General features: G+C 72.4%; 18 protein-coding genes and 1 pseudogene. 15 read left to right on the forward strand and 4 right to left on the reverse strand.

All coding sequences use genetic code 11. The annotated features are described in order from the left end of the window. Positions 1–155: 155 nt before the first annotated feature. Positions 156–2,024, forward strand: coding sequence for a translation elongation factor 4 (gene lepA, locus ABZV42_RS16010; protein ID WP_355976545.1), 1,869 nt, complete (start codon positions 156–158; stop codon positions 2,022–2,024). Positions 2,025–2,241: 217 nt separating this feature from the next. Then, positions 2,242–4,113, forward strand: a complete 1,872-nt coding sequence (locus tag ABZV42_RS16015; RefSeq protein ID WP_356052274.1) for an AMP-dependent synthetase/ligase — start codon at positions 2,242–2,244, stop codon at positions 4,111–4,113. A 198-nt stretch (positions 4,114–4,311) separates the two neighbouring features. On the opposite strand, the gene ABZV42_RS16020 is transcribed toward ABZV42_RS16015, so the two are convergent. Continuing rightward, on the reverse strand, positions 4,312–4,896 hold the full coding sequence (locus tag ABZV42_RS16020) for a response regulator (protein WP_356052275.1): 585 nt from the start codon (positions 4,894–4,896) through the stop codon (positions 4,312–4,314). Positions 4,897–5,187: 291 nt separating this feature from the next. Here ABZV42_RS16020 and ABZV42_RS16025 point away from each other — a divergent pair, with 291 nt between their 5' ends. Both ABZV42_RS16025 and hemW read left to right on the forward strand, forming a co-directional pair. After that, positions 5,188–7,317, forward strand: a complete 2,130-nt coding sequence (locus ABZV42_RS16025; RefSeq protein WP_356052277.1) for a SpoIIE family protein phosphatase — start codon at positions 5,188–5,190, stop codon at positions 7,315–7,317. A 219-nt stretch (positions 7,318–7,536) separates the two neighbouring features. After that, positions 7,537–8,775 carry a radical SAM family heme chaperone HemW gene (gene hemW / locus ABZV42_RS16030; RefSeq protein ID WP_355976539.1) on the forward strand — a complete coding sequence of 413 codons (1,239 nt, stop codon included), beginning with the start codon at positions 7,537–7,539 and terminating at the stop codon, positions 8,773–8,775. Between the two features lie 42 nt (positions 8,776–8,817). Here the strand turns inward: hemW and ABZV42_RS16035 are convergent, their stop codons facing one another. Together ABZV42_RS16035 and ABZV42_RS16040 are read right to left on the reverse strand one after the other, a co-directional pair. Then, positions 8,818–9,624, reverse strand: a complete 807-nt coding sequence (locus ABZV42_RS16035) for a DUF3097 domain-containing protein (RefSeq protein WP_355976537.1) — start codon at positions 9,622–9,624, stop codon at positions 8,818–8,820. A gap of 268 nt (positions 9,625–9,892) precedes the next feature. Further along, positions 9,893–10,609: pseudogene (locus ABZV42_RS16040) on the reverse strand (MBL fold metallo-hydrolase); the annotation flags it as partial. A 185-nt stretch (positions 10,610–10,794) separates the two neighbouring features. Between ABZV42_RS16040 and hrcA the strand changes: the two are divergent. The 10 genes from hrcA (at position 10,795) to ABZV42_RS16090 (ending at position 22,024) form a co-directional block, all read left to right on the forward strand. Continuing rightward, on the forward strand, positions 10,795–11,811 hold the full coding sequence (hrcA, locus tag ABZV42_RS16045; RefSeq protein WP_355976535.1) for a heat-inducible transcriptional repressor HrcA: 1,017 nt from the start codon (positions 10,795–10,797) through the stop codon (positions 11,809–11,811). Beyond that, on the forward strand, positions 11,812–12,945 hold the full coding sequence (dnaJ, locus tag ABZV42_RS16050) for a molecular chaperone DnaJ (RefSeq protein WP_355976533.1): 1,134 nt from the start codon (positions 11,812–11,814) through the stop codon (positions 12,943–12,945). Positions 12,946–13,055: 110 nt separating this feature from the next. After that, on the forward strand, positions 13,056–14,150 hold the full coding sequence (locus tag ABZV42_RS16055) for a nitronate monooxygenase (protein WP_355976531.1): 1,095 nt from the start codon (positions 13,056–13,058) through the stop codon (positions 14,148–14,150). Further along, on the forward strand, positions 14,147–14,896 hold the full coding sequence (locus ABZV42_RS16060; protein WP_356052279.1) for a 16S rRNA (uracil(1498)-N(3))-methyltransferase: 750 nt from the start codon (positions 14,147–14,149) through the stop codon (positions 14,894–14,896). The genes ABZV42_RS16055 and ABZV42_RS16060 overlap by 4 nt, the downstream gene beginning before the upstream one ends. A gap of 51 nt (positions 14,897–14,947) precedes the next feature. Then, positions 14,948–15,340, forward strand: coding sequence for a VOC family protein (locus ABZV42_RS16065; protein WP_355976527.1), 393 nt, complete (start codon positions 14,948–14,950; stop codon positions 15,338–15,340). Positions 15,341–15,485: 145 nt separating this feature from the next. Continuing rightward, entirely contained in the window at positions 15,486–16,049 is a 564-nt protein-coding gene (locus tag ABZV42_RS16070; RefSeq protein ID WP_355976525.1) for a hypothetical protein, read from the forward strand. A gap of 73 nt (positions 16,050–16,122) precedes the next feature. Further along, positions 16,123–19,371 carry a S41 family peptidase gene (locus ABZV42_RS16075; RefSeq protein WP_356052282.1) on the forward strand — a complete coding sequence of 1,083 codons (3,249 nt, stop codon included), beginning with the start codon at positions 16,123–16,125 and terminating at the stop codon, positions 19,369–19,371. A 109-nt stretch (positions 19,372–19,480) separates the two neighbouring features. After that, positions 19,481–19,861: a histidine triad nucleotide-binding protein gene (locus ABZV42_RS16080; RefSeq protein ID WP_355976521.1), complete on the forward strand. Its 381-nt coding sequence runs from the start codon at positions 19,481–19,483 to the stop codon at positions 19,859–19,861. A gap of 6 nt (positions 19,862–19,867) precedes the next feature. Further along, positions 19,868–20,773 (forward strand): ribonuclease Z, encoded by a 906-nt coding sequence (locus tag ABZV42_RS16085; RefSeq protein ID WP_355976518.1) that lies wholly within the window; start codon positions 19,868–19,870, stop codon positions 20,771–20,773. Positions 20,774–21,031: 258 nt separating this feature from the next. After that, on the forward strand, positions 21,032–22,024 hold the full coding sequence (locus ABZV42_RS16090) for an adenosine deaminase (protein ID WP_355976515.1): 993 nt from the start codon (positions 21,032–21,034) through the stop codon (positions 22,022–22,024). A gap of 31 nt (positions 22,025–22,055) precedes the next feature. On the opposite strand, the gene ABZV42_RS16095 is transcribed toward ABZV42_RS16090, so the two are convergent. Beyond that, positions 22,056–23,384, reverse strand: coding sequence for an MFS transporter (locus ABZV42_RS16095; RefSeq protein ID WP_356052284.1), 1,329 nt, complete (start codon positions 23,382–23,384; stop codon positions 22,056–22,058). 365 nt (positions 23,385–23,749) lie between these two features. Between ABZV42_RS16095 and ABZV42_RS16100 the strand changes: the two genes are divergently transcribed. Next, on the forward strand, positions 23,750–24,853 hold the full coding sequence (locus tag ABZV42_RS16100) for a PfkB family carbohydrate kinase (RefSeq protein WP_355976512.1): 1,104 nt from the start codon (positions 23,750–23,752) through the stop codon (positions 24,851–24,853). Positions 24,854–24,887 lie beyond the last annotated feature (34 nt).

The following is a 24,887-nucleotide window of genomic DNA, read 5'->3' on the forward strand; positions in this document are numbered from 1 at the left end:
ACCGGTCGCCGATGCCCTGGGCAGGTCCTTCGGGCCGGCCGCAGCCGTCCCGCTCGCGCGGCCCGAACCGGTCGCAGCCCGCCGCGCGTGGGACCATGGAGCCTACGTATCGATCCGACCCGAGGCGACAGGCGCCTCAAGAGACAGGACCCTGCGTGCCCGCGACCCCTAACAATGTGCCCGAGCCGAGCCGTACCGACCCGGCTCTGATCCGCAATTTCTGCATCATCGCGCACATCGACCACGGCAAGTCCACGCTCGCCGACCGCATGCTCCAGCTGACCGGGGTGGTCGACCCGCGGCAGATGCGTGCTCAGTACCTCGACCGTATGGACATCGAGCGCGAGCGTGGCATCACGATCAAGTCCCAGGCGGTCCGGCTGCCCTGGGCGCCGACCGAGGATCCGGGCAAGACCCACATCCTCAACATGATCGACACCCCCGGGCACGTCGACTTCACGTACGAGGTGTCCCGGTCCCTCGCGGCCTGCGAGGGCACGGTGCTGCTCGTCGACGCGGCCCAGGGCATCGAGGCGCAGACTCTCGCCAACCTCTACCTGGCGATGGAGAACGACCTCAAGATCATCCCCGTACTGAACAAGATCGACCTGCCGGCCGCCCAGCCGGAGAAGTTCTCCGAGGAGCTCGCCAACCTCATCGGGTGCGACCCCGAGGACGTGCTGAAGGTCTCCGCCAAGACCGGCCTGGGCGTCGAGGCGCTGCTCGACAGGGTCGTCGCGGAGATCCCCGCCCCGGTCGGCGTCCAGGACGCCCCCGCCCGCGCGATGATCTTCGACTCGGTCTACGACTCCTACCGCGGTGTCGTGACGTACGTCCGTGTCATCGACGGGCAGCTCAACAAGCGTGAGCGCATCCGGATGATGTCGACCGGCGCGACCCACGAGCTGCTGGAGATCGGTGTCTCGGCCCCCGAGATGAAGGCGGCCGACGGGATCGGCGTCGGTGAGGTGGGTTACCTCATCACCGGCGTGAAGGACGTCCGCCAGTCCAAGGTCGGCGACACGATCACCACCCTGCACAAGGGTGCGACCGAGGCGCTCGGCGGTTACAAGGACCCCAGGCCCATGGTCTTCTCGGGGCTGTATCCGATGGACGGGTCCGACTACCCCGAGCTGCGCGACGCCCTCGACAAGCTCCAGCTCAACGACGCGGCCCTGGTCTACGAGCCGGAGACCTCGGCGGCGCTGGGCTTCGGCTTCCGTGTCGGTTTCCTCGGCCTGCTGCACCTCGACGTGATCCGTGAGCGGCTGGAGCGCGAGTTCGGGCTCGACCTGATCGCGACCGCCCCGAACGTGGTCTACCGCGTCGAGATGGAGGACCGCAGCGAGCACATCGTCACCAACCCGAGCGAGTTCCCCGAGGGCAAGATCGACAAGGTCTACGAGCCTGTCGTGCGGGCGACGATCCTCGCCCCCTCGGAGTTCATCGGCTCGATCATGGAGCTGTGCCAGACCCGGCGCGGCACCCTGCTCGGCATGGACTACCTCTCCGAGGACCGGGTCGAGATCCGCTACACCCTGCCCCTCGCGGAGATCGTCTTCGACTTCTTCGACCAGCTGAAGTCGAAGACCCGCGGCTACGCCTCGCTCGACTACGAGCCCACCGGCGAGCAGAGTTCCAGCCTGGTCAAGGTCGACATCCTGCTGCACGGCGACAAGGTCGACGCCTTCTCGGCGGTCACCCACAAGGACGCGGCGTACGCGTACGGTGTCCGGCTGGTCGCCAAGCTGCGCGAGCTGATCCCGCGCCAGGCCTTCGAGGTGCCCATCCAGGCGGCCATCGGCTCCCGGGTCATCGCCCGCGAGACCATCCGCGCCATCCGCAAGGACGTCCTCGCCAAGTGCTACGGCGGTGACATCTCCCGTAAGCGGAAGCTGCTGGAGAAGCAGAAGGAGGGCAAGAAGCGGATGAAGATGGTGGGCTCTGTGGAAGTTCCGCAAGAGGCCTTCATCGCCGTGCTGTCCAGTGACGACAGCGGCGGTTCGGCCAAGGGCAAGAAGTAGCCACGCCGAATCCCGCAAATTCAGGGCCCGTCGCGCTTCGGTGCGGCGGGCTCTGTGCTTGTCTCATGGGTGTGTGCTGCATGAAGTCACCCGCCGATGCCTCTTACGCACCGGCCGGACGCGCTCTAGTCTGATCTCTGCTCGGTAGTTACTCGCGAGTTAAACAACAGCCGCAAATTGAGCCACCGCCGCACTGCCGCGGGCCCCGGAGGATGTCGTGAGCGACACACAGACCCTGATCGAGAACCGTCCGCCGTCCGTCGCCACCCTCTTCCTGGAGCGCGTGGCGGCCACACCCGACGCCGAGGCATACCGTTACCCGGTACCGGCCTCGGGCGACGGACCGGACGAGTGGAAGTCGCTGACCTGGGCGCAGGCCGCCGAGCGGGTCTACGCCATCGCGGCCGGTCTGATCGAACTCGGCGTCCAGCCGGAGCAGCGCGTCGCGCTCGCCTCCTCGACGCGCGTCGAGTGGATCCTGGCCGACCTCGGCATCCTCTGCGCGGGCGCGGCCACCACGACCGTGTATCCGCAGACCAACGCGGAGGAGTCGGCGTTCATCCTCGCCGACTCCGGCAGCCGGGTCCTGATCGCGGAGGACGCGGTCCAGCTCGCCAAGGCCCGGGAGAAGCGCGCCGAGCTCCCCGAGCTCACACATGTCGTGGTTATCGACGCCAAGGGCGTGGAGACCGAGGACTGGATCCTGACGCTCGGGGAGCTGGAGGCGCGCGGCACCGCGTACCTGGAGAAGCACCCCGAGCTGATCAAGGAGCGCGTCGGCGCGATCACCGCCGACCAGCTCGCGACCCTCATCTACACCTCGGGCACCACCGGCCGCCCCAAGGGTGTCCGGCTGCCGCAGGACAACTGGTCCTACATGGCCAAGGCGATCGCCTCGACCGGCCTGCTCGGCCAGGACGACGTCCAGTACCTGTGGCTGCCGCTCGCGCACGTCTTCGGCAAGGTCCTGACCTCCGGCCAGATCGAGGTCGGGCACGTCACCGCCGTCGACGGCCGCGTGGACAAGATCATCGAGAACCTTCCGGTGGTGCGGCCGACGTACATGGCGGCCGTGCCGCGCATCTTCGAGAAGGTCTACAACGGGGTCGCGGCCAAGGCGCGGGCCGGTGGCGGCGCCAAGTACAAGATCTTCCAGTGGGCCGCCGAGGTCTCCCGCGAGTACGCGAAGGCCGGCCAGGACAATTTCCGCCGCACCGGCTCGGCCTCGGTGCCGTTCGCGCTCGCAGCCAAGCACAAGGTCGCCGACGCGCTCGTCTTCGCCAAGATCCGCGAGGCCTTCGGCGGCAACCTGCGTGCCTGCATCTCCGGCTCCGCCGCGCTCGCGCCGGAGATCGGCTACTTCTTCGCCGGCGCCGGCATCCACATCCTGGAGGGCTACGGACTCACCGAGTCCTCCGCCGCATCCTTCGTGAACCCGGGCGAGGCCTACCGCACCGGCACGGTCGGCAAGCCGCTGCCCGGCACCGAGGTGCGCATCGCGGACGACGGCGAGATCCTGCTGCGCGGCCCCGGCATCATGGAGGGCTACCACGGGCTCCCGGAGAAGACCGCCGAGGTGCTCGAGGCGGACGGCTGGTTCCACACCGGCGACATCGGCGAGCTGTCCGCCGACGGCTATCTGCGGATCACCGACCGCAAGAAGGACCTCATCAAGACCTCGGGCGGCAAGTACATCTCGCCCGCCGAGGCCGAGGGCCAGTTCAAGGCCGTGTGCCCGTACGTGTCCAACATCCTCGTGCACGGCGCCGACCGGAACTTCTGCACCGCGCTCATCGCGCTCGACGAGCCCTCCATCCTGGAGTGGGCCAAGGACAACGGCCTGGAGGGCAGGTCGTACGCCGAGGTCGTCGCGGCGCCCGCCACGGTCGCCCTCGTCGAGGGCTACGTGAAGGAGCTCAACGGGGGCCTCCAGCGCTGGCAGACGATCAAGAAGTTCCGTCTGCTGCCCCGCGACCTGGACATCGAGCACGGTGAGATCACGCCGAGCCTCAAGCTGAAGCGCCCGGTCGTCGAGAAGGCGTACAAGCACCTGATCGACGAGATGTACGCGGGCTCCCGCGAGGCATAGCCCTCGTACCTCGTAACGCGTACCTCTGCCCGAACGGGGGCGGTGGCGCGCAGGACCTCTCCGCGAACGGGCGGCGGGGACCCGCGCGTCCCGCCCCCGTTCCGCGGAGCCTGCAAGCCTGCCGTCCATCCGTCCCGCCCCGTTGCGCGACTCCCTGCCGTTGGGCCGTCCCGCCCCCGTTCCGTGGTCCTCCGCGGTTCATCCGTCCCGCCTGCGCCGCATCCGGCTCAGCAGTTCGTCCATCTGTCGTATCTGGTCGCGTAGTTCGGGTACGTCCTGGACGGCGCCGCCGGCCAGGCGCGTGTCCATCCTCCTGAGCCGGGCGGCGAGTTCGTCGATCTGGTCCTGTTCGCGGGCGAGCAGGCACTCCAGTTGGCGGTTCTTGCGGTGCAGGTCGAGGAAGACGGTGACCTTGGCGCGCAGGACCCAGGGGTCGAACGGCTTCGTCAGATAGTCCGCGGCGCCCGTCGCGTACCCGCGGAAGGCGTAGCCCGCGTCGGCGTCCGTGCCCGTCAGGAAGATGATGGGCACGTCCTTGGTCCGGTCGAGCCGCTTGATGTTCGCGGCCGTCTCGAATCCGTCCATGCCCGGCATCCGGATGTCGAGCAGGACGACCGCGAACCGCTGCCGCAGCAGTGCCTCCATCGCCTCCTCGCCCGAACGCGCCCGCACCAGCGGTTCGTTGAGGGAACGCAGGACGGCTTCCAGCGCGACCAGGTTGTCCTCCATGTCGTCGACCAGGAGGATGCTCGCGCCCTCGTCGTTCCTCGCCTCGGCGCTCATGATGTCGGTGCCTCACTCGGTGCGTGGTTTCCCGGTGCCCGCGGTCCGGCGACCGGTCCACGCCCCGCCCCGGGCGCCGCGCCGCGGCCGCCGTCCCGCGTCGCGGTCGTCGTGGCGGGCGGTGGACGCGGACCGGATGCTCGATTCTGTCCGACTTCGAGCACATCCCTACCACTGTTCTCACTCATGGCGGCCCAGTTCGGTGACTCGGTGCTTATGAGTGCCGCCAGTCTGTCACCCTGGCCGCATCGTCCGACGTGTATTCGTCCGAACTGCCCAGGGAGCCGCACAGTGGGGGCCATTCCGACGCAACGGGAGTCCACGGCGTGCGCACCGGACACGCTCGCGTACCACCGCGCAGGCCGGGACGTCGTGTCACGTACATCGTTGCCCGGCACTCCACTCGCTCCCGCGGCCGCGCGCCGGTTCCTGCGGGACGCGCTCGTGAGCTGGGCCGAGATGGCCCTGCCCGGTGCCGAGATCATCGACGACCGGCTCACCGGCGACGCGGTCGTGGTGGTCAGCGAGCTCGTCACCAACGCGGTCGTGCACGCGGGCACCGACGTCGAGCTGCTGTGCCGGCTGGAGAGCCCGGCCGACGGCCCGCCCGGCACGCTGGTCGTCGAGGTCTCCGACCACCACCCCTCGCGTGCCATACGGGAGGACAGCGCCGAACCGCCCTACGGGACACCGGAGTACGGGCGGGGCCTGCGTCTCGTCTCCGCGCTCTCCGAGGCATGGGGGATCACCTACCGCCCGGGCGTCAAGACGGTCTGGTCGAGGCTGCTGGCCGACGGGGCCGCCGGCGCCCTGCCGGGGGCGGACGTCTTCGCGGGCGCCGACGACCTGAGCCGGCCGGGCCGCTTCGAGGACGCGGACGTTCTGCCAGGACAGGGCGGCCTCGCGCGTACGGGCGGTCTGCCGGGGTGCGGTGGATTCGCGGACGACGACGTTCTTGCCGGACCGGGTGGGTACGCGGGCGGTCCGGAGCAGGCCGGGGCCGGGGCCGCCGCGTACGCCGAGGGGCCGGTCCCGGGACGCGCGTCGGTGGCCGGCGGCGGGCCGTACCGCGCCGTGTACGCCTCGGAGGCGGACCGGGGCACCGCCCGGGGCCACGACTGGCTCGACCGTGGAGCCCTCTCCTTCCTCGCCGAGGCCTCCGACCTGCTCGCGGGACAGCTCGACGAGGACCTGGTCGCCGCACTGGCCGGGCAGCTCCTCGTCCCGCGCCTCGCCGACTGGTGCGCCGTATGGCTGGAGGACGAGGCCACCGACCGGGCCGGCGGACTCGGCCTCGCTCTCGGACCCCGGCTCGCCCGCGTCTGGCACGGCAGCGAGAACCTCATCGAGGGACTGCGCCACGCGCTGGAGAAGGACCCGCCGCGGCTGCCCGACGCGGTGCGCTCCCGTGCCGTTGCGGTGCCCTGGCCCGGCGAGGCGCTGGGCGCCCGTGGAACGAGCGGGGCGGCGCTGGCGTACCGGCTCATCGCGGGAGGCCGGCCGCTTGGCACCCTCGTCATCGGGCGGGCCGGACCGCCCGACTTCCCCGACGAGGTCACCGGACTCGTCGAGGACCTCAGCCGCCGTATCGCCCTGGCCATCGGCGCGGCCCGCCAGTACGCGCGCCAGGCCACCATCAGCCGGGTCCTCCAGCGCGGGCTGCTGCCGGGCGCGGTCGCCGAGATCCCCGGGGTGCGCAGCGCCCTCGTCTACGAGCCGCTCGACAAGGGCGGGCCGAGCGGTGACTTCTACGACGTGTTCCCGGCGGGCGACGGGCGCTGGTGCTTCGCGGTCGGCGACGTCCAGGGCAAGGGCCCCGAGGCCGCCGTCGTGATCGGTCTCGCCCGGCCCTGGCTGCGGCTGCTGGCCCGTGAGGGCTACGACGTCGCGGACGTCCTCGACCGCCTCAACCAGCTCCTCCTCGACGACGCCACGGAGGCCGCGGACGCGGCCGCCCGCGCGCTCGTGGCCGCGGGCGGACCCGGGCTCGGCAGCGACCTCGGCCCGCAGACCCGTTTCCTGTCCATGCTCTACGGCGAGCTCGTCCCCTTCGACGGCGGAGTGCGCTGCACCCTGGCCTCGGCCGGGCACCCGCTGCCGCTGCTGCTGGGCCCCGACGGCGTCGTACGGGAGATGGCCAGGCCGCAGACCCTGCTCGGCGTCTTCGAGGACCCCGAATACACCTCCGACTCCTTCGAGCTGTACCCCGGCGACACCCTTCTGTGCGTCACCGACGGCGTGACGGAGCGGCGCGACGGCTCCCGCCAGTTCGACGACGACGACGGTCTCGCGCACGCCCTCGGGGGCTGCACCGGCCTGAACGCCGAGCTGATCGCGGAACGGATCCGCGCGCTGGTCCACGCGTTCGGCAACCGCCCGCCCGAGGACGACATGGCCCTGCTGGTGTTGCAGGCGGAGTAGCCGGGCGCGCCCCATCCGTACGCCAGGCGCGCCCGCACCCGGATGCCCGTACCCGACGGCCGGGGTGGTGGGCGCCTTCATCCACCGGGCGATCCCCGGTTCGACGCTCCCGTACCCGGATCGGCCCGCGCCCCGGGAACCGGGCCCGCGCACGGGGCGGAACCGGGCCCGCGCACGGGACGGAACCAGGCACCGCGCCGGTGCTGGACAATGGAACGCATGCCTTCCGCACTTCCCGACGGCGAGCCCGTCCCCGACGACGGGGCGCTGCCCGCGCACGCCCTGGCCGGGGCGGCCGAGCGGCCCCTCGGGTTCTACCTCCACGTTCCGTACTGCGCGACCCGCTGCGGCTACTGCGACTTCAACACCTACACGGCCACCGAGCTGCGGGGCACCGGCGGTGTGCTCGCCTCCCGCGACAACTACGCGGACACCCTGACCGACGAGGTCCGCCTCGCCCGCAAGGTCCTCGGCGACGACCCCCGCCCCGTCCGCACGGTCTTCGTCGGAGGCGGTACGCCCACACTGCTGGCCGCCGACGATCTCGTACGGATGCTGGGCGCGATCCGGGACGAGTTCGGGCTCGCGGACGACGCGGAGATCACGACGGAGGCGAACCCGGAGTCGGTCGACCCCGAGTACCTCGCGACGCTGCGCGCGGGCGGCTTCAACCGGATCTCCTTCGGCATGCAGAGCGCCCGGCAGCACGTCCTGAAGGTGCTCGACCGCACGCACACCCCGGGCCGCCCGGAGGCGTGTGTCGCCGAGGCCCGCGCGGCCGGATTCGCACATGTGAACCTGGATCTGATCTACGGCACGCCCGGGGAGTCGGACGACGACTGGCGGGCGTCGCTCGAAGCGGCTCTCGGCGCCGGTCCCGACCACATCTCCGCTTACGCGCTCATCGTCGAGGAGGGCACGCAGCTCGCGCGCCGCATCCGCCGCGGCGAGGTCCCCATGACCGACGACGACGTGCACGCGGACCGGTACCTCATCGCGGACGAGGTGATGTCGGCGGCGGGCTTCGACTGGTACGAGGTGTCGAACTGGGCCACCGCCGGCTCGTCGGACAGCCGCTGCCTGCACAACGAGCTCTACTGGCGGGGCGCCGACTGGTGGGGCGCGGGCCCCGGCGCGCACAGCCACGTGGGCGGTGTTCGCTGGTGGAACGTGAAACATCCCGGGGCGTACGCAGCCGCGCTTGCCTCCGGCCGCTCCCCGGGCGCGGGGCGCGAGCTCCTGTCCGACGAGGACCGCCGGGTCGAGCGGATCCTCCTCGAACTGCGGCTGCGCGAGGGCTGCCCGCTCTCCCTGCTCCGCCCCGACGGCCTCGCGGCCTCCCGTCGCGCGCTGTCCGACGGGCTCCTCGAAGCCGGTCCGTACGACGTCGGCCGTGCCGTCCTCACCCTGCGCGGCCGCCTCCTCGCGGACGCCGTCGTGCGGGACCTGGTGGACTGAACACCGCTGGCGCCGGCCCCGGGCGCGGCCCCGGAAGGCCCGTCACTCCGGCGCGGTGACGAAGTCGATCAGTTCCTCCACGCGGCCCAGGAGTTCCGGCTCCAGGTCCTTGTAGGAGCGGACCCGGGACAGGATGTGCTGCCAGGCCGCGCCGGTGTTCTCCGGCCAGCCCAGGGCCCGGCAGACGCCCGTCTTCCAGTCCTGGCCGCGCGGGACCCGGGGCCAGGACGGAATGCCCACGGAGGACGGCTTCACGGCCTCCCAGACGTCGATGTACGGGTGGCCGAGCACCAGGGCGTGTTCGCTCGTGACCGCCTCCGCGATCCGGGACTCCTTCGAACCGGGGACCAGGTGGTCCACGAGGACGCCGAGCCGGGCGTCCGGGCCGGGGGCGAACGCGCCGACCACCGCCGGGAGGTCGTCGACACCCTCCAGGTACTCCACGACGACGCCCTCGACGCGCAGGTCGTCGCCCCAGACCCGCTCGACCAGTTCGGCGTCGTGGCGGCCCTCGACGTAGATGCGTCCCGCCCGCGCGACCCGGGCGCGCGCGCCCGGCACGGCCACCGAGCCGGAGGCCGTACGGCTGGGGCGTACGGGAGCCGCGGGCGCCGGGCGTACGAGCGTCACCACCCTGCCCTCCAGGAGGAAACCGAGCGGCTCCAGCGGGAACACCCGGTGCTTGCCGAAGCGGTCCTCCAGGGTCACCGTGCCCGCCTCGCAGCGGATCACCGCGCCGCAGAAGCCGGTGCCGGGCTCCTCGACGACCAGACCGGGGTCCGCCGGGACCTCGGGAACGGACCGGGGCTTCTTCCACGGCGGGGTCAGGTCCGGAGGGTACTGGCGCATTCGGATGACGATAGGAGAATCCCGGCGCCCCTCACCACGACACGCCGGAACCGGCCACCCCGGAACCGGCCGAGCCTCCGGATCCGGCCACTCCGGACCCTGCCGAGCATCCGGATCCGGCCACGTCGGAACCGGCCGCCCCTCCGGAACCGGCCGCCCCGGACCCTGCCGAGCTTCCCGAACCGGCCGCCCCTGACCCCGCCGAGCCCCCGGAACTCCCCGCTCCAGAGACTGCCGAGTCCCCGGAACCACCCGCCCCGGAGCCCGGCACGCCGAAGCGTGTGGCCAGGGCGTCCCGTTGGGCACGTACGAACGCGGCGTCCACGACCGCCCCGTGCCCGGGGACGTACAGCGCGTCCTCGCCGCCCAGTTCCAGCAGCCGGTCCAGAGCGGCCGGCCAGCGCGAGGGCACGGCGTCGGGGCCCGCCTGCGGCTCGCCCGACTCCTCGACCAGGTCGCCGCAGAACACCACCGCCGGGTCGCCCGGCACGACGGCCACGAGGTCCTGGGCGGTGTGGCCCTCGCCCGTCCGCACCAGCCGGACCCGGACCCCGCCGCCGAGTTCCAGGTCCCACGTGTCCCGGACGAACCGCCGCGGGCGCACGAGGGCGTCGGCCGCCTCCGCCGCCGCCCCCGGATCCAGCCCGTTGCGCACCGCGTCCGCGCACAGCTCGTCGCGGCCGTTCCCGTACACCTCGGACGAGCCGTCCGCGACGAGAGTCTCCGCGCCCGCGAACACCGCGGCGCCGAAGACATGGTCGAAATGAGGGTGTGTGAGAGCGAGAAGGGTCACACGCCGGCCGGCGAGCGCCTGCGCCTCGGCGCGCAGCCGGGCGCCCTCCGCGAGGCTCGACCCGGCGTCGATCATCAGTGCCGCCGCCTCACCGACGACGAGCCCGGCCGTGCAGTCCCAGTCCGGAAGCCGCCGTCGCCCGACACCGGGCGCCACCCTTTCCCACCCCAGCTCTTCCCAAGTCAGCCTCATGCGGCGACGCTAACGGTGATCGGGTGCCGTGTACGACATCGCAGGCCCGCCCTTGCCCGGGTCGTGCCTCACCGCCGTACACTGGGCCGGGGAACGCTGGCACTCGCGTGCGCTGAGTGCCAGGCGAATGCCACGAAGGCCACGAAGGCCACGAAGACCATCGAGTCGACTTCTGGAGGTGCGCGATGCTCAGTGAACGCAGGCTCGAGGTGCTGCGCGCCATCGTCCAGGACTACGTGGGCACCGAGGAGCCGGTCGGCTCCAAGGCGCTCACCGAGCGGCACCGTCTCGGCGTCTCGCCCGCGACCGTCCGCAACGACATGGCGGTCCTGGAGGACGAGGGGTACATCGCCCAGCCGCACACCAGCGCCGGGCGCATCCCCACGGACAAGGGCTACCGCCTCTTCGTCGACAAGCTCGCCGGCGTCAAGCCGATGACCGCGCCCGAGCGCCGCGCCATCCAGAACTTCCTGGACGGCGCGGTCGACCTGGACGACGTCGTCGGACGGACCGTGCGGCTGCTCGCGCAGCTCACCCGGCAGGTCGCCGTCGTGCAGTACCCCTCGCTGACCCGCTCGACCGTGCGTCATGTGGAGCTGCTCTCACTCGCCCCCGCGCGGGTGATGCTCGTGCTGATCACGGACACCGGCCGGGTCGAACAGCGCATGATCAACTGCCCTGCGCCGTTCGGTGAGACGTCGCTCGCGGACCTGCGCGCCCGGCTCAACAGCCGGGTCGCGGGACGCCCCTTCGCGGACGTCCCGCCGCTCGTCCAGGACCTCCCCGAAGCCTTCGAGGCGGAGGACCGGGGTACGGTCTCGACGGTGCTCTCCACACTGCTGGAGACACTCGTCGAGGAGACCGAGGAGCGGCTGATGATCGGCGGCACCGCCAATCTGACGCGATTCGGACATGACTTCCCTCTCACCATCCGGCCGGTGCTCGAGGCGTTGGAGGAGCAGGTCGTGCTCCTCAAGTTGCTTGGAGAGGCCGGAGATTCGAGCATGACCGTGCGAATCGGGCACGAGAACGCGTATGAGGGACTCAACTCCACGTCCGTGGTCTCCGTCGGCTACGGTTCGGGCGGCGAGGCAGTAGCCAAACTCGGCGTGGTCGGCCCGACCCGCATGGATTACCCGGGAACGATGGGAGCGGTACGAGCGGTGGCACGGTACGTCGGACAGATCCTGGCGGAGTCATAGGTGGCCACGGACTACTACGCCGTGCTCGGCGTGCGCCGCGACGCGTCCCAGGACGAGATCAAGAAGGCGTTCCGGAGGCTCGCTCGCGAGCTGCACCCGGACGTCAATCCCGATCCGAAGACGCAGGAGCGCTTCAAGGAGATCAACGCCGCCTACGAGGTGTTGTCGGACCCGCAGAAGAAGCAGGTCTACGACCTCGGCGGTGACCCGCTGTCCCAGCAGGGCGGCGCGGCCGGCGGCTTCGGCGCGGGCGGCTTCGGGAACTTCTCCGACATCATGGACGCCTTCTTCGGCACGGCGTCGCAGCGCGGACCGCGCTCGCGCACCCGCCGCGGCCAGGACGCCATGATCCGGCTGGAGATCGAGCTCGACGAGGCGGCCTTCGGCACCACGAAGGACATCCAGGTCGACACGGCCGTCGTCTGCGGCACCTGCAACGGCGAGGGCGCCGCACCGGGGACCTCCGCGCAGACCTGTGACATGTGCCGCGGCCGCGGCGAGGTGTCCCAGGTGACGCGGTCCTTCCTCGGCCAGGTCATGACCTCGCGGCCGTGTCCGCAGTGCCAGGGCTTCGGCACCGTCGTCCCGACCCCGTGCCACGAGTGCGCGGGCGACGGCCGGGTCCGCTCCCGTCGCACCCTCACGGTCAAGATCCCGGCCGGTGTCGACAACGGCACCCGGATCCAGCTCGCGGGCGAGGGCGAGGTCGGCCCCGGCGGCGGCCCCGCCGGAGACCTGTACGTCGAGATCCACGAGCTGCCGCACTCGACCTTCCAGCGGCGCGGCGACGACCTGCACTGCACGGTCACCCTCCCGATGACCGCGGCGGCCCTCGGCACCAAGGTGCCGCTGGAGACCCTCGACGGCATGGAGGAGGTCGACATCCGTCCGGGCACGCAGTCCGGCCAGTCGATCCCGCTGCACGGCCGTGGCATCACCCACCTGCGCGGCGGCGGCCGCGGCGACCTCATCGTGCACGTCGAGGTCACCACGCCGACCAAGCTCGACCCGGAGATGGAGCGGGTGCTGCGCGAGCTCGCCCTGCTGCGCGGGGAGGAGCGGCCCACCGGTCAGTTCCAGCCCGGTCAGCAGGGGCTCTTCTCCCGGCTGAAGGACGCCTTCAACGGCCGTTGATCCAGGCGGGGCACGGGGTGGAGACCACCCCGTGCCCTTTTGCTTCGAGGGCCGGATCCGGGCGGACGACCGGATTCGGACTTGTCCGGGGGACGTGACAACATGCCGTCATGTCCTCCGCGCTGACCGATCTCTTCCCTCACCCGATCGTGCAGGCCCCCATGGCGGGCGGAGTCTCCGTCCCGCAGCTCGCGGCCGCCGTTTCCGAGGCCGGCGGGCTCGGCTTCCTCGCCGCCGGGTACAAGACGGCCGACGGCATGTACCAGGAGATCAAGCAGCTGCGCGGGCTGACCGGTCGTCCCTTCGGCGTCAACCTGTTCCTCCCGCAGCCCGAGCACGCGGATGCCGCCTCGGTCGAGGTGTACGCCAACCAGCTCGCCGGTGAGGCCGCCTGGTACGAGACCGAGCTCGGTGATCCGGACAGCGGACGCGACGACGGCTACGACGCCAAACTCGCCGTCCTCCTCGACAACCCGGTGGCCGCCGTCTCCTTCCACTTCGGCGTGCCGAAGCCCGAGGTGCTGGAGGCGCTGCGCCGCGCCGGCACCTTCACCCTGGTCACCGCCACCACCGCCGAGGAAGCACTCGGCGTCCAGCGGGCCGGAGCCGACGCGGTCGTCGTCCAGGGCATCGAGGCCGGGGGACACCAGGGCACCCACCGGGACAACCCGGAGACGGACGGCACGGGCGTCGGCCTGCTCACCCTGGTCGCACAGGTCCGCGGGACGGTGGACATCCCGGTCGTCGCGGCCGGCGGCATCATGCGCGGCAGCCAGATCGCCGCGGTCCTCGCCGCAGGCGCGAACGCGGCCCAGCTCGGCACGGCCTTCCTCGCGACCCCCGAGTCCGGCGCAGGCACCGTGCACAAGCAGGCGCTGACCGACCCCCTCTACGTACGCACCGAGCTCACCCGCGCCTTCTCCGGACGTCCGGCGCGCGCGCTGGCCAACCGCTTCATGCGCGAGCACGGCCCGTACGCCCCCGCCGCCTACCCCGAGATCCACCACCTCACCCTGCCGCTGCGCAAGGCGGCCGCCAAGGCGGGCGACGCGCAGGGCATGGCACTGTGGGCGGGGCAGGGTCACCGCATGGCGCGTGACCTGCCCGCCGGGCAGCTGGTGGAGGTACTGAACGCAGAGATCGCGGCCGCCGGGACAGCGTTGTCGGCCGCCGCCGAGACCCCGGAAGAGGGTGCGGCCCGATGACGGCACCGGTGTTCCTGGTCGAGCACTTCGACACGGACGGCGAGGGTCGCCATGTCCTCGACGGACCCGAGGGACGGCACGCCGTCTCCGTGAAACGGCTGCACAGCGGTGAGGACGTCGTCCTCACCGACGGAGAAGGGCGCCGGGCGGACTGCGTGGTCCTCGGCACCGAGGGCAAGGACCGGCTGATCGTACGGATGGGCGCGGTCACCGAGGAGCCGGCCGAGGAGCCGCGCATCACGGTCGTCCAGGCCCTGCCCAAGGGCGACCGGGGCGAGCTGGCCGTCGAGACCATGACCGAGACCGGCGTCGACGCCATCGTCCCCTGGGCCGCCTCCCGCTGCATCACGCAGTGGAAGGGCGAGCGGGGCCTGAAGGCGCTCACCAAGTGGCGGGCCACCGCCCGGGAGGCCGGCAAGCAGTCCCGCCGGGCGCGCTTCCCGGAGGTCGCGGACGCGATGACGACCAGGCAGGTTGCCGCACTTCTCGCCAAAGCCGAGTTCGCCGCCGTGCTCCACGAGGACACTGCGCTGGAAACCGAGCCCTTCGCGACCGCCGCGCTGCCCGCCTCCGGCGAGATCGTCCTGGTGGTCGGCCCCGAGGGCGGGATCTCCGCCGAAGAGGTCGCGCTCTTCACCGAGGCCGGCGCGAGGACCTTCCACCTGGGGCGGACGGTGCTGCGCACCTCGACGGCCGGCACCGTGGCCACCGCACTGCTGCTGGCCCGCACCGGCCGCTGGTCCTGACCCACCGCGCGCAGGACCGGCCGCACCGACCGCAACTCCACCGGGGAATCCATGGAACTCGCTCAGGTACGACTGCTCGTCTCCGACTTCGCCGCCTGCTACCGCTTCTACTCCGAAGTCCTCGGCCTCAAGCCCCAGTCGGGGGCGACCGAGGGACCGTACGAGAAGTTCAGTCCCGTCGTGGGATCGGCGGGCATCGCTCTCCAGGACCGCGCCATGATGGCCGAGATCCTGGGAGAGCTCGGTGACGAAGTGGCCGGACACCGGTCGCTGGTGGTGCTGCGGGTCGACGACCTCGACGTCCACTGCGAGCAGGTCGTCGCACGCGGCGGGACCCTGCTGCACGGCCCGGCACCCATGACGGACCGCATGCGGGTCGCCCACCTCAAGGACCCCGAGGGCAACCTGGTGGAGCTCCAGGAGTGGCTGCTGATGCTCGGCTGACGGACAGTCAGGAACCGGTCCGGCCCCGGGAGATCGTCACCTTCGTCATCTCCCGGTGCTGCCGGACAACTCCTTCGGGTGGTTGTGCCCCCGATGGCCGCATGCGGTCTACCGCGCGCCGCCGTGCGGTGGGACGCTGCCGTCCATGGGGGCTTTGAGGTATTTCAGGCGCCGTACGAGGCGCGGGCGGGCGCTGATGGCCGTCGGACTGGGCGTGGCCGGAGTGTTCGCGGTGACCGGATGCCGGCCCCTGGACGGGCTCAGCACCGCGACCGTGGCCTACACGACCGACCAGACGGCGACCAGGGAACTGAAACGGCAGCACGTGGACGTGCGCTGGCTCACCTGCACCGCCCGCCTGGGCGACGCGGCCAAGGCCTCCGCGCCGGGAAAGGCGTCCTCGCCGGCCGAGAACAGCGTGGCGACCGTCGACTGCCGGGGCCAGACCGGCGACGGCCGGGCCATCGTCGTCAAGGGCAAGGTCACCCGGGCCGTCAACGGCGCCTGCGTACGCGGAGATCTGCGCGCCACCGTCGGCGGCAGGCAGATCTTCCACGTGAAGGGCCTGGGCGACTGCGCCACGGGACCCACCCCGCCGGTCACCTACCACCCCACGAACGGACAGCCCGCCCCCACCGTCACCGTCACCGTGACGAGGACGATGTGGTGCAAGGGCGACCCCACCTGCTGGCCCTCGCAGGGCAAGTGACCTGCCGGACCGTACAGGGATCAAGTGATCCGAACCCCTGTCGGGCCACACGCGCGCTGCATAGGGTGACCGGGTGACTGAGTCCGCAGCCTCCGCGTACATCCGGTTTCCGCATCTGCACGGCGAGTTGGCCGTCTTCACCGCCGAGGACGACATCTGGGCCGCGCCGCTCGACGGCGGCGGCCGGGCCTGGCGGGTCAGCGCCGACAACGTACCGGTCAGCCATCCACGCATCTCCCCGGACGGAACGACCGTCGCCTGGACGTCGACGCGGGACGGAGCCCCCGAGGTCCACGCCGCCTCCCTGGACGGCGGGCCCGCGCAACGGTTGACGTACTGGGGCAGCGCGAAGACCCAGGTGCGCGGCTGGACTCCCGACGGACAGGTGCTCGCCCTCAGCACCCAGGGCCAGGCCAGCCTGCGCCGCACCTGGGCCCGGGCCGTCCCGCTCGACGGCGGCCCCGCGACGACCCTGCCGTACGGGCCCGTCGGAGACGTCGCCCACGGAGAGCACGGCGTCGTCCTGCTGTCCGCCCCGATGGGGCGCGAGGCCGCCTGGTGGAAGCGCTACCGGGGCGGCACGGCCGGCAAGCTGTGGATCGACCGGGACGGCGACGGCGAGTTCGTCCGGCTGCACGAGGACGTCGACGGCAACCTCGAATACCCCTTCTGGGTGGGAGAGCGGATCGCCTTCCTGTCGGACCACGAGGGCGTCGGCGCCCTGTACTCCTCCCTCGCCGACGGATCCGACCTGCGCCGCCACACCCCCCTTGGGGGCACCTCGCGCTCGAGCGAAGCCGAGAGCGGGGGAGGCTTCTACGCCCGTCACGCGGCCACCGACGGCGCCCGGGTGATGTACACGTCCGCCGGTGAACTGTGGCTCCTCGACGACCTCGACGGCACCGAGCCGCGCCGCCTCGGCATCCGGCTCGGCGGCCAGCGCGTCGACCGGCAGCCGTACCCCGTGAGCGCCTCGCGCTGGTTCTCCGCCGCCGCGCCCGACCACACCGGACGCGGCAGCGCGATCTCCGTACGCGGTGCCGTCCACTGGGTCACCCACCGCTCCGGCCCCACCCGCGCCCTCGCCGCCGAACAGGGCGTCCGCGCCCGGCTGCCCCGAACCTTCCGCGCCGAGGGCGAGGAGCACGTGGTGTGGGTGACCGACGCGGAGGGTGACGACGCCCTCGAGTTCGCCCCCGCCACCGGAGTCGCCCCCGGAGCCACCCCGCGACGGCTCGCCGCCGGCGTGCTCGGCCGGGTCCTCGGCCTCGCCATGGCGCCCGACGGAAGCCGCGCCGCCGTCGCCTCGCACGACGGGCGCGTGCTGCTCGTCGAGCGCGAGAGCGGCGAGGTCCGCGAGGTCGACCGCGGCGAGGACGGGGAGGTCACCGGACTCGTCTTCTCACCCGACTCGGCCTGGCTCGCCTGGTCCCACCCCGGACCCCGCCCGCTGCGCCAGCTCAAGCTCGCCAACACCACCGACCTGTCGGTCACCGAGGCGACCCCGCTGCGCTTCCGCGACTACGCCCCCGCGTTCACCCTCGACGGCAAGCACCTCGCCTTCCTGTCGGCCCGCGCCTTCGACCCCGTCTACGACGAGCACGTCTTCGACCTGGCCTTCGTCGGCGGCTCCCGGCCGTATCTGATCACCCTGGCCGCGACGACCCCGTCCCCCTTCGGGCCGCAGCGCCACGGCAGGCCCTTCGAGGCCCCCGACAAGGACGAGACACCCGACAGCGAGGGCGCCCCCAGCACCCGTATCGACCTCGACGGACTCGCCGACCGGATCGTGCCGTTCCCCGTCGAGGCCGCCCGCTACTCCACACTGCGCGCCGCCAAGGACGGACTGCTGTGGCTGCGCCACCCCGTACGGGGCGTGCTCGGCTCCTCCCGCGCCACCCCGGACGACCCGGACCCGAAGAACGAACTGGAGCGGTACGACCTCGCCCAGCAGCGCATCGAGCATCTCGCCGCCGACGCCGACCACTTCACCGTCACCGGCGACGGCAAGCGGGTCCTGCTGTGGACCGACGGCAAGCTCAAGGTCGTCCCCAGCGACCGGCGCGCCTCGAACGACGACGAGAGCGACACGAACATCACCGTCGACCTGTCGCGGGTGCGCCAGAGCGTCGACCCAGCCGCCGAGTGGCGCCAGATGTACGACGAGACCGGCCGCCTGATGCGGGACAACTTCTGGCGGCCGGACCTGGGCGGCGTCGACTGGGACGCGGTGCTCGACCGGTACCGGCCGGTCCTGGACCGGGTCGCCACCCACGACGACCTCGTCGACCTGCTGTGGGAGGTGCAGGGCGAACTCGGCACCTCGCACGCGTACGTCACCCCGCGCGGCGGATGGAGCGGCGGAGACCGGGCACAGGGGCTCCTCGGCGCGGACATCTCCCGTCACGAGGACGGCAGTTGGCGCATCGACCGGATCCTCCCCTCGGAGACCTCCGACCCCGACGCGCGGGCCCCGCTCGCCGCACCCGGCGTCGCCGTGCGTGCCGGGGACGCGATCCTCGCGGTCGGCGGCCGGCCGGTGGACCCGGTGGCCGGGCCGGCGCCCCTGCTCGTCGGCACGGCGGGCAAACCCGTCGAGCTGACCGTCTCGCCCTCGGGCGGCGGCGATCCGCGCCACGCGGTCGTCGTGCCGCTCGCCGACGAGGAGCCGCTGCGCTACCACGCGTGGGTGACCGACCGGCGCGCCTACGTCCACGAACACTCCGGCGGACGCCTCGGCTATCTGCACGTGCCGGACATGGTCGGCGCCGGGTGGGCGCAGCTCCACCGCGATCTGCGGGTCGAGGTGGCCCGCGAGGGCCTGGTCGTCGACGTCCGCGAGAACCGCGGCGGCCACACCTCCCAGCTCGTCGTGGAGAAGCTCGCCCGGCGGATCGTCGGCTGGGACCTGCCCCGCGGCCTGCGCCCCTACAGCTACCCGGAGGACGCGCCGCGCGGTCCCGTCGTCGCCGTCGCCAACGAGTTCTCCGGCTCCGACGGCGACATCGTCAACGCGGCGATCAAGGCGCTGCGCATCGGTCCCGTGGTCGGCACCCGCACCTGGGGCGGTGTCATCGGCATCGACAGCCGCTACCGCCTCGTCGACGGCACCTCCGTCACCCAGCCCAAGTACGCCTTCTGGATGGAGGGTTACGAGTGGAACGTCGAGAACCACGGCGTCGATCCCGACGTCGAGGTCGTCCAGACGCCGCAGGACCACGCGGCCGGGCGTGACACCCAGCTCGACGAGGCGGTCAGGATCGCGCTGGCCGCACTGGAGGAGAACCCGGCGAAGGCCGCGCCCACGCTGCCGCCGCTGTGACCGGGGCCCCGGTACGGGGGCCGGCGGCGCGAGTCGCCCGCGAGCCGTCGGACGCGCGGGGCCGCTAGCATGCGGAGGTAATGATCGGCTGGCGTGAGGAGGCACACGCATGGCGCAGGAGCCGGGGCGGGACGCGGGCGGGGAAGAACCGCAGGACGACTGCCTGTTCTGCAAGATCGTGGCGGGACAGATCCCGGCGACGCTGGTGCGCGAGAGCGACACGACCGTGGCGTTCCGCGACATAAACCCGCAGGCACCGACGCACATCCTGGTCATTCCCAAGGTGCACCACCCCGACGCGGCGTCCCTGGCCGCCGCCGAACCCGCCGTCGCGGCGGACGTCCTGCGCGAGGCCGGCGAGGTCGCGGCCGAGGAGAAGCTGGAGAGCTACCGCATCGTGTTCAACACGGGCAGCGGTGCCGGCCAGACCGTCTTCCACGCGCACGCCCACCTCCTGGGCGGCCGCGGCATGCAGTGGCCGCCGGGATAACCGGCCTTGTCCGCACGTGAACTGGTGGTCCTCGGCACCGCCAGCCAGGTCCCGACCCGGCACCGCAACCACAACGGCTATCTGCTGCGCTGGGACGGCGAGGGTCTCCTCTTCGACCCCGGCGAGGGCACCCAGCGCCAGATGCTGCGTGCCGGGGTCGCCGCGCACGACCTGAACCGTATCTGCGTCACCCATTTCCACGGTGACCACGCGCTCGGACTCGGCGGGGTGATCCAGCGCATCAACCTCGACCGCGTACCGCACGAGGTGACCGCGCACTACCCGCTCTCCGGAGCGCACTTCTTCGAGCGGCTGCGGTACGCCACCGCCTACCGCGAGACCGCGCGGCTGACCGAGGCGCCGGTCGAGGACGACGGCGTCCTCGCGACGACCCCCGCGTACACGCTCGAGGCCCGCAGGCTCTCCCACCCCGTCGAGTCCTTCGGGTACCGGCTGGTCGAACCGGACGGCCGGCGCATGCTGGTGGAGCGGCTCGCCGAGCACGGGATCAAGGGGCCCGACGTCGGGGTGCTGCAACGGGAGGGCTCGCTGCGGGGTGTCACGCTGGACGACGTCAGCGAGGTGCGGCCGGGACAGAAGTTCGCGTTCGTCATGGACACCCGGCTGTGCGAGGGAGTGGACGCGCTCGCCGAGGGCTGCGACCTGCTGGTCATCGAGTCGACCTTCCTCGACGGCGACCATCAGCTCGCCGCCGACCACGGCCATCTGACGGCCGGCCAGGCAGGCCGGGTGGCCAGGGAGGCGGGCGTACGGCACCTCGTGCTCACCCACTTCAGCCAGCGCTACCCCGACCCCGGGGAGTTCGAGCGCGAGGCCCGCGCGGCGGGCTTCGACGGGGACCTGACGGTGGCGCACGACCTGGTGCGGGTGCCGGTGCCGAAGCGGCACTGAGGACACGACGGCCCCGAGGTCACGGCCCGGGGCCGGCTCCGGTTCCGTGACGCCGGGGCCGGGTGTTCGTGTGCCGGGAGGGTGGGCGTGCCGGGGTGCCGAGAGGGCGGGCGGGCCGGGGTTCGCGTGCCGGGTGGGCGGGCGTGCCGGGTGTCCGTGTGCCGGAAGGACCGGCGTGCCGAGTGGGCGTGCCGGGTGTTCGTGTGCCGGGAAGGTGCTGTTTTCGGTACGTCGGGGGATGAACCGTACGATGCTTCGATGTCCATCCCCAAGGCTGAACTGCACCTGCACATCGAAGGCACCCTCGAACCCGAGCTGGCCTTCGCGCTCGCCGCGCGCAACGGCGTCACACTGCCGTACGCGGACACCGAGGAGCTGCGCAAGGCGTACCTCTTCGACGACCTCCAGACCTTCCTGAACCTGTACTACGAGCTCATGGCCGTCCTGCGGACGGAGGCGGACTTCGCCGACCTGGCCGACGCCTACCTCGCCCGCGCCGCCGCACAGGGCGTACGGCACGCGGAGATCTTCTTCGACCCGCAGGCCCACATCGCCCGGGGCGTGCCGATGGGGACGGTCGTCGAGGGGCTGTGGCGGGCGCTCGGGCGCAGTGAGGAGACCCATGGCGTCTCCACCCAGCTGATCATGTGCTTCCTGCGTGACGAGTCCGCCGAGTCCGCCATGGACACCCTGGAGGCGGCGAGGCCCTACCTCGACCGGATCACCGGCATCGGCCTCGACTCCGCCGAGGTCGGCCACCCGCCCGTCAAGTTCCGCGCGGTGTACGAGGCCGCCGCCGAGCTCGGTCTGCGGCGCGTCGCGCACGCCGGGGAGGAGGGGCCGCCCGCGTACATCACGGAGGCCCTCGACATCCTCGGCGTCGAGCGCGTCGACCACGGGCTGCGCTGCATGGAGGACCCCGAGCTCGTCGAACGGCTCGTCCGGGAGCGGGTGCCGCTGACCCTGTGCCCGCTGTCGAACGTACGGCTGCGCGCCGTGGACGTCCTGGCGGAGCACCCGCTGCCCGCCATGATGGACGCCGGGCTGCTGTGCACCGTCAACTCCGACGACCCGGCCTACTTCGGCGGTTACGTCGGCGACAACTTCGCCGCCGTACGTCAGGCCCTCGGCCTCGGTGAGGAGCGGCTGCGGGAGCTCGCGCGCAACTCGTTCGAGGCGTCCTTCCTGGAGCATGACGAGGAGCGGCGCGCGCGTTACCTCGCCGAGGTCGAGGCGTACGAGTTCGGGTGACCGGACGGAAGGCCGGGTCGGCGGGCGAACGTCAGAAGCTCGCCGGCCCCGGTGCGGCCGCGACGGCCGCCGTGTGCCGGGGCCCCGCCGTCCCGAACGCCTCCCGCTGGGCGGGCACGCCCTCCAGCGGGATCCCGACGACGGGTATGTCCATGGCGGGTATGTCCATGGCGGGGACCTCGGTCACCCTGATCTCCGTGACAGGGAGCTCGGGCACGGGGATCCCGACGATCCGGATGGTGCGGCGTGGGCGCAGGGCCACGAAGGTCATCGGGACGCCGACGAGCAGCAGGCCCGCCGCCAGGACCGTTCCCATCACCGGGTATCCCTCCCGCGCCGACAGCAGGCTGCCGGTGAGCGGGCCGCACGCCGTGCCGAGCGAGGAGGCGGAACCGACGAGGACGGCCCACCGGCCGCGCGGGTCCATGGACGCGGCGAGTCCGATCACATACGAGAGCACGACCGGGTACAGCGAGTTCCAGGCGATCTCGCCCGACGCGAAGGACGTCAGATCGGTGGCCCTCGCGCTCAGCGCGATGCAGCCGGCTATCAGCGCCGTGCCCAGGCCGATCGGCAGCGCCCGGCCCAGCCGTGCGCCGAGGGCACCCGCGCCGACGGTCCCGAGCAGGCCGGCGCCGAGCGCCACCGCGAAGACCGCGCCGACCTCGACCTCGGAGAGGCCGGCCTGGGTCAGGCCTATCCGGCCGCTCACGCCCCACAGGGAGTTCTGCGCGAGGGACCAGAAGAGCATCGCGCCGGCGAGGACCAGGCCGGAGCGGCGGTGCGGGAGCGGGGCGGTGGCGGGCCGGGCGTGGGCGGCCGGTGCGCGCGCGGGAAGCCGTCCGGTCAGCGCCAGCGCGAGCAGCGCGGTGCAGGCGATCGCGGCGAGCGGGTAACCGTGGCCCGGGCCGAGATGGGGGATGGTCAGGTACAGCGCGCCCGCGAGGCCGGAGACGCCGAACAGGCCGAGGGCGGTGATCCGGTGCGGATCGGGCCGGCCGGCGATTCCGGTGGCGGCGACCGTGGTGGCCGTACCGGAGCCGAGGCCGCCGACGATCGCGCCGCCGACCACGAGCGGCAGCGCCGAGGAGAGCGAGGCGGTGCCGTAGCCGGCGGCCGCGAGGAGCAGCCCGGCGCGGGCCAACGCGCGCGGGCCGAAACGGTCTACGCGGGAGGCGAGCAGGAAGCCGGCCGAGGCCGAGCTCAGCAGCAGGACACTGCCGACGGCTCCGGCCTGGGTGGCCGACAGCGGGAGTCCCGCGTCGAGGCGGCCGACGGTGGTGGGGAGCAGATACGCGGCGAGGTACCCGGCCGTGAAAAGGGCGACGAGGGGCCAGGGCGTGGGGGTGCGGGCGGACACGGGCGTTCCCAGGGCAGGCGAGAGCGGCTCAAGAAGAGAGGGGGAGGGGCGGCTGTCGACGGACAGGAACGCGCGGGCAATTTGTATCAAGGTGGGGGTCCGCGAAAAAGGCGTGGCGATGTGATCTGGCCCACTCTTTGTTTGCGGCGGGGAACGCGGGGTATCGGACCCGCTTTCCGACCGAGAAGCCGACGTCTCGAGCACCGGGCCGCGGGCGGGGCGTGGGTCGCGAGAAGGCGAGTGCGCGGCCGGGAGGGCTCGTTCCGTGGGGGGTGTGGGGCGCGGACACCCCGGCGTGATCCACGGCCCGTGTGGCCGGTGTGGTGCACACTGGCCAGATCCGGACCATCCCCAGGGAGCGCACCGTGATCAACGGCGAGGGACCGTTCCGTCAGGCCCATGTCGACCCGCTCGCCGGGCTGCGCAAGGCCGGCGATCCCCCCTGGGACGTCTATCTGACGGGCACGGTGTTCCTGGACATCATCTTCACCGGGCTCGATTCCGCCCCCGTGCGCGGCACCGAGTCCTGGGCGCGCGGCATGGGGTCGAGCCCCGGCGGCGTCGCGAACATGGCGACCGCCCTCGCCCGGCTGGGCCTCAGGACCTCCCTCGCCGCCGCCTTCGGCGACGACCACTACGGGGAGTACTGCTGGGACGCCCTGGAGCAGGGCGAGAACATCGATCTGACACCGTCGCGGACCGTGCCCGGCTGGCACTCGCCGGTCACCGTGTCGATGGCGTACGAGGGCGAGCGGACCATGGTCAGCCATGGGCACGAGCCGCCGCCCGAGGAACCCGCGCCGGAATGCCCGCCGCGCGCGCGTGCCGCCGTCGCCTCGCTGACCCCGGGTGTCCGCGCGCCCTGGATCGAGCAGGCCGCGAGCCTGGGCACCCGGATCTTCGCGGACGTCGGCTGGGACGACACCGGCCGCTGGGACCTGGCGGGCCTCGCCGATCTGGCGCACTGCGAGGCGTTCCTGCCGAACGCCGAGGAGGCCATGCGCTACACCCGCGCCGACTGCCCCCGCGCGGCGGCGCACGCGCTGGCCGAGCACGTGCCGCTGGCGGTCGTCACCCTCGGCTCCGACGGCGCCTACGCCGTGGACGGGCGCTCCGGGGAGAGCGCCGAGGTCCCGGCGATCGCCGTCGAGGCACTGGACCCCACCGGCGCCGGGGACGTCTTCGTCGCCGGTTTCGTCACGGGGACCCTGGCCGGCTGGCCGCTCGCCGACCGGCTCGCCTTCGCCGGGCTGACGGCCGCGCTCTCGGTCCAGGAGTTCGGCGGATCGCTGTCGGCGCCCGGCTGGTCGGAGATCGCCGCCTGGTGGCGCCGGGTCCAGTCGGTCGACGACCAGGACCCGGCGGCCCTGAGCCGGTACGCCTTCCTTGAGGGCCTGCTCCCGGAGGTCACCCGCCCCTGGCCGCTGCGCCGGGCGGTGCCGACGATCGGTTTCGGCCGCTCGGCCTGATGATGTCCGGCACGCGACGGCACGGCGTCCTCGG

The sequence above is a fragment of the Streptomyces sp. NPDC005281 genome (genome assembly GCF_040607495.1).
Lineage (GTDB): Bacteria > Actinomycetota > Actinomycetes > Streptomycetales > Streptomycetaceae > Streptomyces.